Here is a 5450-nt window from a genome sequence, read left to right as displayed (position 1 = left end):
GCGCCGCAGCGGCACCGGGGCGGGCCACCCGGGCGCGATTGGCCCTGGGCGCGGCATGCGACCGGACCGACGATGGGCGGCATGAGCGACTACCTCGGCCACCAGACCCCCGACGGACAGCAGATCCCCGACGGACACCAGGCCCCCGAGGGCCAACGGACCCCCGACGGACACCGGGCCCCCGGCGCGCTGCGCCCCGAGAGCCGGATCGTCCACCCGCCCCTCGCGGACACCGCCGGCAGCCGTCCGATGGGCGTGCCGCTGCACCAGAGCCACCTCTTCGCCTTCGACACCAGCGACGCGCTCACCCAGGCCTTCAGCGGCCCGGGCGGGGCCTTCTTCTACAACCGCTACGGCAACCCGACCGTCCGCTCGCTGGAGACGGCGGTGGCCGACCTCGAAGGCGGCGCCGGCGCGATCGCCACCGCCTCCGGCATGGGCGCGATCAACACCGTCCTGCTCGCCCTGCTGCGCTCCGGCGACCACGTGATCGCCCAGCGAAGCCTGTACGGCGGCACCTTCGCCGTGCTCGCCGACCTCGCCGAGCGCTGGGGGGTGGAGGTCACCCACGTCGGGGGCGACGACCCGGCCGAGGTCGAGGCGGCGCTGCGGCCCACCACCCGGCTGCTGCACCTGGAGACCATCTCCAACCCCACCACCAGGGTCACCGACCTGTCCGGGCTGATCGGCGTCGCCAAGCGGGCCGGGGTGGTCAGCGTGGTGGACAACACCTTCGCGACGCCGCTGCTCTGCCGGCCGATCGAGTACGGCGCGGACGTCGTCATCCACTCGGCCACCAAGTACCTCGGCGGCCACTCGGACGTCCTGGCCGGCGTCGCCGTTCTCGCGGACGCCGAACTGCACCGCAAGGTCTGGCACTACGCCATCGAACTCGGCGCCGCCGCCGACCCGTTCGCCGCCTGGCTGACCCTGCGCGGCCTCCAGACCCTCGCCCTGCGGGTCCGCCGGCACTGCGAGACCGCGCTCGACCTGGCCGGCCGCCTCGCCGCCCACCCTGCGGTCGGGGCCGTCCACTACCCGGGCCTGCCCGGGCACCCCGACCACGACCTCGCCCGCCGGCTCCTGCCCGACGGCCACGGCGGCGTCCTGGCCTTCGACCTCGTCGGCGGCCGCGAGGCGGCCCGCACCTTCACCGAGTCCGTCCGCCTGGCCGCCCTCGCACCCTCCCTCGGCGGCGTGCACACCCTCGTGCTCCACCCGGCCGGCACCTCCCACCGCCAGCTCGACGACGCCGAGTTGGCCGCCGCCGGGATCGGCCCGGGGACGGTGCGGGTGTCGGTGGGCATCGAGCACCCCGAGGACCTGTGGGCGGACATGGAGGGCGCCCTGGCGAAGGTGTGACGGCAGCCCGCCCGGCGGCGCCGGGCTGCCGATCGCGTTTGCGTGCGCGTGCACCTAATTATAGGGTGCGTGCACACGCACACACTCTGCCCCGGAGAAGTCCGGGGAGACCCGAGGAGAGACCTCCATGGACACCGACGCCGCCCCGATCGTCCTCATCACCGGCACCTCCTCCGGGATCGGCCTCGCCACCGCCGTGGCCGCCGCCCGCGCCGGGTACGGCGTCGTCGCCACCATGCGCGACACCGGACGGGCCGAAGCCCTGCGGCGCGCCGCCGCCGAGGCGGGCGTCGACGGGCGGATCGAGGTCGAGCAGCTGGACGTCACCGACCCGGCCTCCGTCACCTCCTGCCTGGAGACCGTCCTCGCCCGGCACGGCCGGCTCGACGCGGTGGTCAACAACGCGGGCGCCGGCCACGTCGGCACGATCGAGCAGGACGGGACGGCGCCGGTGCGGGCCGCCATGGAGGTGAACTTCTTCGGCGTGGTCGAGGTCACCCGGGCCGCACTGCCGCACCTGCGGGCCTCCGGCGGCCGGGTGGTCACCGTGACCAGCGTCGGCGGCGTGGTCGGACAGCCCTTCAACGAGGCGTACTGCGCCGCCAAGTTCGCCGTCGAGGGCTTCATGGAGTCGCTGGCGCCGGTCGCCGCCACCGTCGGCGTGCACGTCACCGTCGTCGAACCGGGCGCCGTCGCCAGCGAGTTCATCGGCAACCAGGCCATCGACCTGCCCGCGCTGACCGCCGCGGCCGGCCCGTACGCCCCCGCCCTGCGGGCCTACGTCGACCGCACGCTGAAGGCCTTCGCCCAGGCCCAGACCCCGGAGCAGGCGGCCGCCCCGATCGTCGCGGCCCTCACCGCCGAGCGGCCGCCGCTGCGGGTGCAGACCTCCGAGGCGGCCCGGGCCTTCGCCGGCACCAAGCTGGCCGACCTGGACGGCTCGGTGGTGCGGCGGATGACGGGCGGCTGGGTGGCCTGAGGGATCCGACCCGGGGTCTGAGGCGGCTGACAGGTCCGACGGGCTTGACGGGCTTGACGGGCCCGGTGGTCCCGCTCGGGGCGGCTCGGGGCTGCTCAGGGCGGTACGGGGCTGCTCGGGACGGTACAGGGCCGGCGGCCGGGGTGGGAACGGAATGATCGCCGGTCATACTTGGGCGGCGGCGCCCGACACCGGACGCCGCGGGCCGTGCCGGCACCGCCCGGCGCAGCCCGCCCGCCAGCCGTCCCGCCCAGACCGGAGGAACCGATGAGCAGCCACCTGCCGACCCACCGCCCGGCGGCCGGGGCCCCGGCAGTGCCGTGGAACCGGCAGCGGCTGCGCAGCAACAACGAATGGCTGCTGCTCGAACTGCTGCGCACCGGCGGCGGCTCCTCGCGCGCCCAACTCGCCCGGGACACCGGCCTGTCCAAGCCCACCGTCTCCGCCGCCCTGGCCGCCCTGGAGCAGGCCGGGCTGGTCCGCGAGGCCGGCCGGCTGGCCCCCGAGCGCGGCCGCACTGCGGTGCTGTACGAGGTCGACCCGGCCGCCGGGCACGTGCTCGGCGTGGACATCGGGCGGGCCAGGCTGCGGGTCGCCGTCGCGGACCTCGCCGGGACGGTCGTCGCCCGCCGCGACGTGGCCAACCGGGGCCGCTCGGCGAACGCCGTCGCCGACGCCGTGGTCGCCGCCGCCCACGAGGCCATCGCCGAGGCGGGCCTGGCCGCCGACGACATCGTGCACGCGGTGATCGGCACCCCGGGCGTGTGGGACGAGCAGCGGCGCGGTGTCCGCTACGCCACCAGCCTGCCCGGCTGGGGCCGGCCCGGCCTGTTCGACCGGATCGGGGAGGGCCTGGGGGTGGCCGTCACCGTGGCCAACGACGCCAACCTGGCCGCGCTCGGCGAGTACACCCTCGGCGCGGGCCGGGGCAGTCGGATGTTCGCCTACCTGCTGGTCGGCACCGGCCTGGGCGTCGGCGTGGTCAAGGACGGCGAACTGCTGCTCGGCGCGCACGGCGCGCTGGGCGAGATCGGCCTGGTGCCGTTGCCCGCCCGCCCCGGTGAGCCTCCGGCGACCATCGAGCAGGAGGCCGCCGCGGACGCCGTGGTGCGCACCGCCCAGGACCTCGGGCTGGGCGGCGCGCCCACGGCCAAGCAGGTCTTCGAACGGGCCCGGGCCGGGGAGCCGGCGGCGGTCCGGGCCGTCGACCGTGAAGCCGGCCAACTCGCCTATGCTGTCGCCGTGTTGTCCGCCGTACTGGATCCGGACCTGGTGGTCCTCGGCGGCGGAATCGGCAACAGCGCGGACCTGCTCCTGGAGCCGCTGGAGCAGGCCCTGCACCGGATCGCCCCGATGCGTCCGACGCTCGCGCCGAGCCTGCTGGGGGAGGAGGCGGTCCTCCTCGGCGCGGTCGCCACCGCCCTGGAGACCGCGCGCCCCGAGGTGTTCGAGCGCCGGACGGCGGGGCTGCCCTAACAGTGGCCCGTGGCCCGGCGAGCGTTCGGCGGTTCGGCGCAGCGTGACGGCGGACCGGAGGGCGGCGACGCTCGGTGGCCGGCAGATCTCGATCTGCCAACGAGTGGGAGATCCGTGCACAGATCGTGTGCGGGCTCTGCTTGAATCGCACACCTCATCCAAACGGAACGGAGCGTTCTCCACCCATGCCTTCACGCATACACGGGCGTCGGCGCGCCGGCCTGGCCGGCTTCGCCGGACTCGTCCTCACCGTCGGTCTGGCGCTGACCGGTTGCGACCCGTCGGCCGCCGACGGCGGAGCCAAGGCCTCGCCCCCGGTGACCGCTCCGGCGGCCGCCACCACCCAGTCGACCCCGCCGGTCGCACCGCCCGCCGCGCCCCCGGCCAGCACGCCGCCGCCCGCGTCCGACCCCGCGCCGAGCACGCCGGCCGCCCCCGCGCCGGCGGCCCCCAGCACCCACGCGCCGTCGCCCACCCCGAAGGCGCCGCAGCCGAAGACCACCACGGCCCAGCCGCCGACCGCCCCGGAGCCGCAGCACACCGCGGCGGCCGGCGGCGCGGAGTGCGAGCTCCGCTCGAACGCGGGGAACTGCTATGCGGCCGGGCAGTTCTGCCGCAACGCCGATCTCGGCAAGAGCACCCATGACGCCAACGGGGGGATGATCTACTGCCGGATGGTCAGCGGCAAGCCGCACTGGCAGGCCTGAGCGAGGCCGACCGGGTGCGGGGGGCGAGCCGTCAGTTCCCGTGCCCGGTCGGCCCGTTCCCGCGGCCCGGGGGATCCTGGTCGAGCTGTCCGAGGGTGTCCCAGAACAGGTGCTCGTACGCCTGGAGCAGTCGGCCGTACTCGCGGGCTGCGGCCAGGGTCGGCTCGTCCAGCGGGTCCGGCCCGAGGGCGTCGGCGGCCTGCTGTTCGAGCGCGGTGGCGGGCTGGGCGAAGAGGTCGAAGAACGCGCAGGCCTGGTCGGGGAAGCCGTAGCGGTCGCGCAGGGCCTGCGCGATGGTGGAGCAGTAGCCGCCCCAGGCAGCGAAGTTGGTGACCAGGGCGACGGCTGCGGCGGTGGGCCCGCCGTTCAGCGCGAGCCAGGCGAGGTAGGCCGGGTAGGCCTGGCAGCCGGGCAGCGGTGGCCGGGCGGCGAGTTCGTCCGGGCCGAGGCCGCAGGCGGCGGCGAGGCCGGGCAGGGTGCGCAGCGCGGCGCTTTCGCCCTCGGCGAGGGTGGCGAACCAGGCGCTCACCGGACGGTCGGCGCTGCGGGTGGCGAGCAGCAGCAGGCTGCGCCGGTCGGAGGCGATGATCCGGTGCTGCTGGGCGGCGAGTTCGGCCAGGGTCGAGCGGGGCGCTGTGCCGTCGGCGAGCGCCGTGACGAGTGCCGGGGCGGCGTCGCCGGGCGCCAACTCGGCGCGCAGGTCGCGGATCTGGTCGAGGATCGGGTGGTTCACCGGTGCCTCCGTGGTGCGGTTCGGTCCCGGTGCCATTCCTACCGCCTGGCGGGGCCCGGTCGGCGGCGACAGGCCGGGGCGGGCCCCGGGTTGGGGGGGGCGCGCGCGGGGGGGCGCGCGGCGGCGGCCCGGCGGGGGCGCGCGCGCCCGACGCGGCCCGCGGCGGGGTCCGCCGCCCCCGCGCGGCGGAGAG

5 protein-coding genes are annotated in these 5450 nt (G+C 76.4%); 4 read left to right on the top strand and 1 reads right to left on the bottom strand.

Annotation, left to right across the window (positions count from 1 at the left end; translation table 11 throughout):
* Positions 1-81 precede the first annotated feature (81 nt).
* The 4 genes from ACFV61_RS34105 to ACFV61_RS34090 all read left to right on the top strand — a co-directional run bounded on the left by ACFV61_RS34105 (position 82) and on the right by ACFV61_RS34090 (position 4524).
* Positions 82-1362 (top strand): trans-sulfuration enzyme family protein, encoded by a 1281-nt coding sequence (locus ACFV61_RS34105; protein WP_380495975.1) that lies wholly within the window; start codon positions 82-84, stop codon positions 1360-1362.
* 127 nt (positions 1363-1489) lie between these two features.
* Positions 1490-2341 carry an SDR family NAD(P)-dependent oxidoreductase gene (locus ACFV61_RS34100; protein ID WP_380344786.1) on the top strand — a complete coding sequence of 284 codons (852 nt, stop codon included), beginning with the start codon at positions 1490-1492 and terminating at the stop codon, positions 2339-2341.
* Positions 2342-2608: 267 nt separating this feature from the next.
* Positions 2609-3817, top strand: coding sequence for an ROK family protein (locus tag ACFV61_RS34095; protein ID WP_380495973.1), 1209 nt, complete (start codon positions 2609-2611; stop codon positions 3815-3817).
* Between the two features lie 185 nt (positions 3818-4002).
* Positions 4003-4524, top strand: coding sequence for a hypothetical protein (locus tag ACFV61_RS34090; RefSeq protein WP_380495971.1), 522 nt, complete (start codon positions 4003-4005; stop codon positions 4522-4524).
* Between the two features lie 31 nt (positions 4525-4555).
* Here the strand turns inward: ACFV61_RS34090 and ACFV61_RS34085 are convergent, their stop codons facing one another.
* Positions 4556-5257: a transcriptional regulator gene (locus tag ACFV61_RS34085; protein ID WP_380495969.1), complete on the bottom strand. Its 702-nt coding sequence runs from the start codon at positions 5255-5257 to the stop codon at positions 4556-4558.
* Positions 5258-5450 lie beyond the last annotated feature (193 nt).

This window comes from Kitasatospora sp. NPDC059817 (assembly GCF_042731835.1).
Lineage (GTDB): Bacteria > Actinomycetota > Actinomycetes > Streptomycetales > Streptomycetaceae > Kitasatospora.
This window is presented reverse-complemented; position numbering and strand designations above follow the sequence as displayed.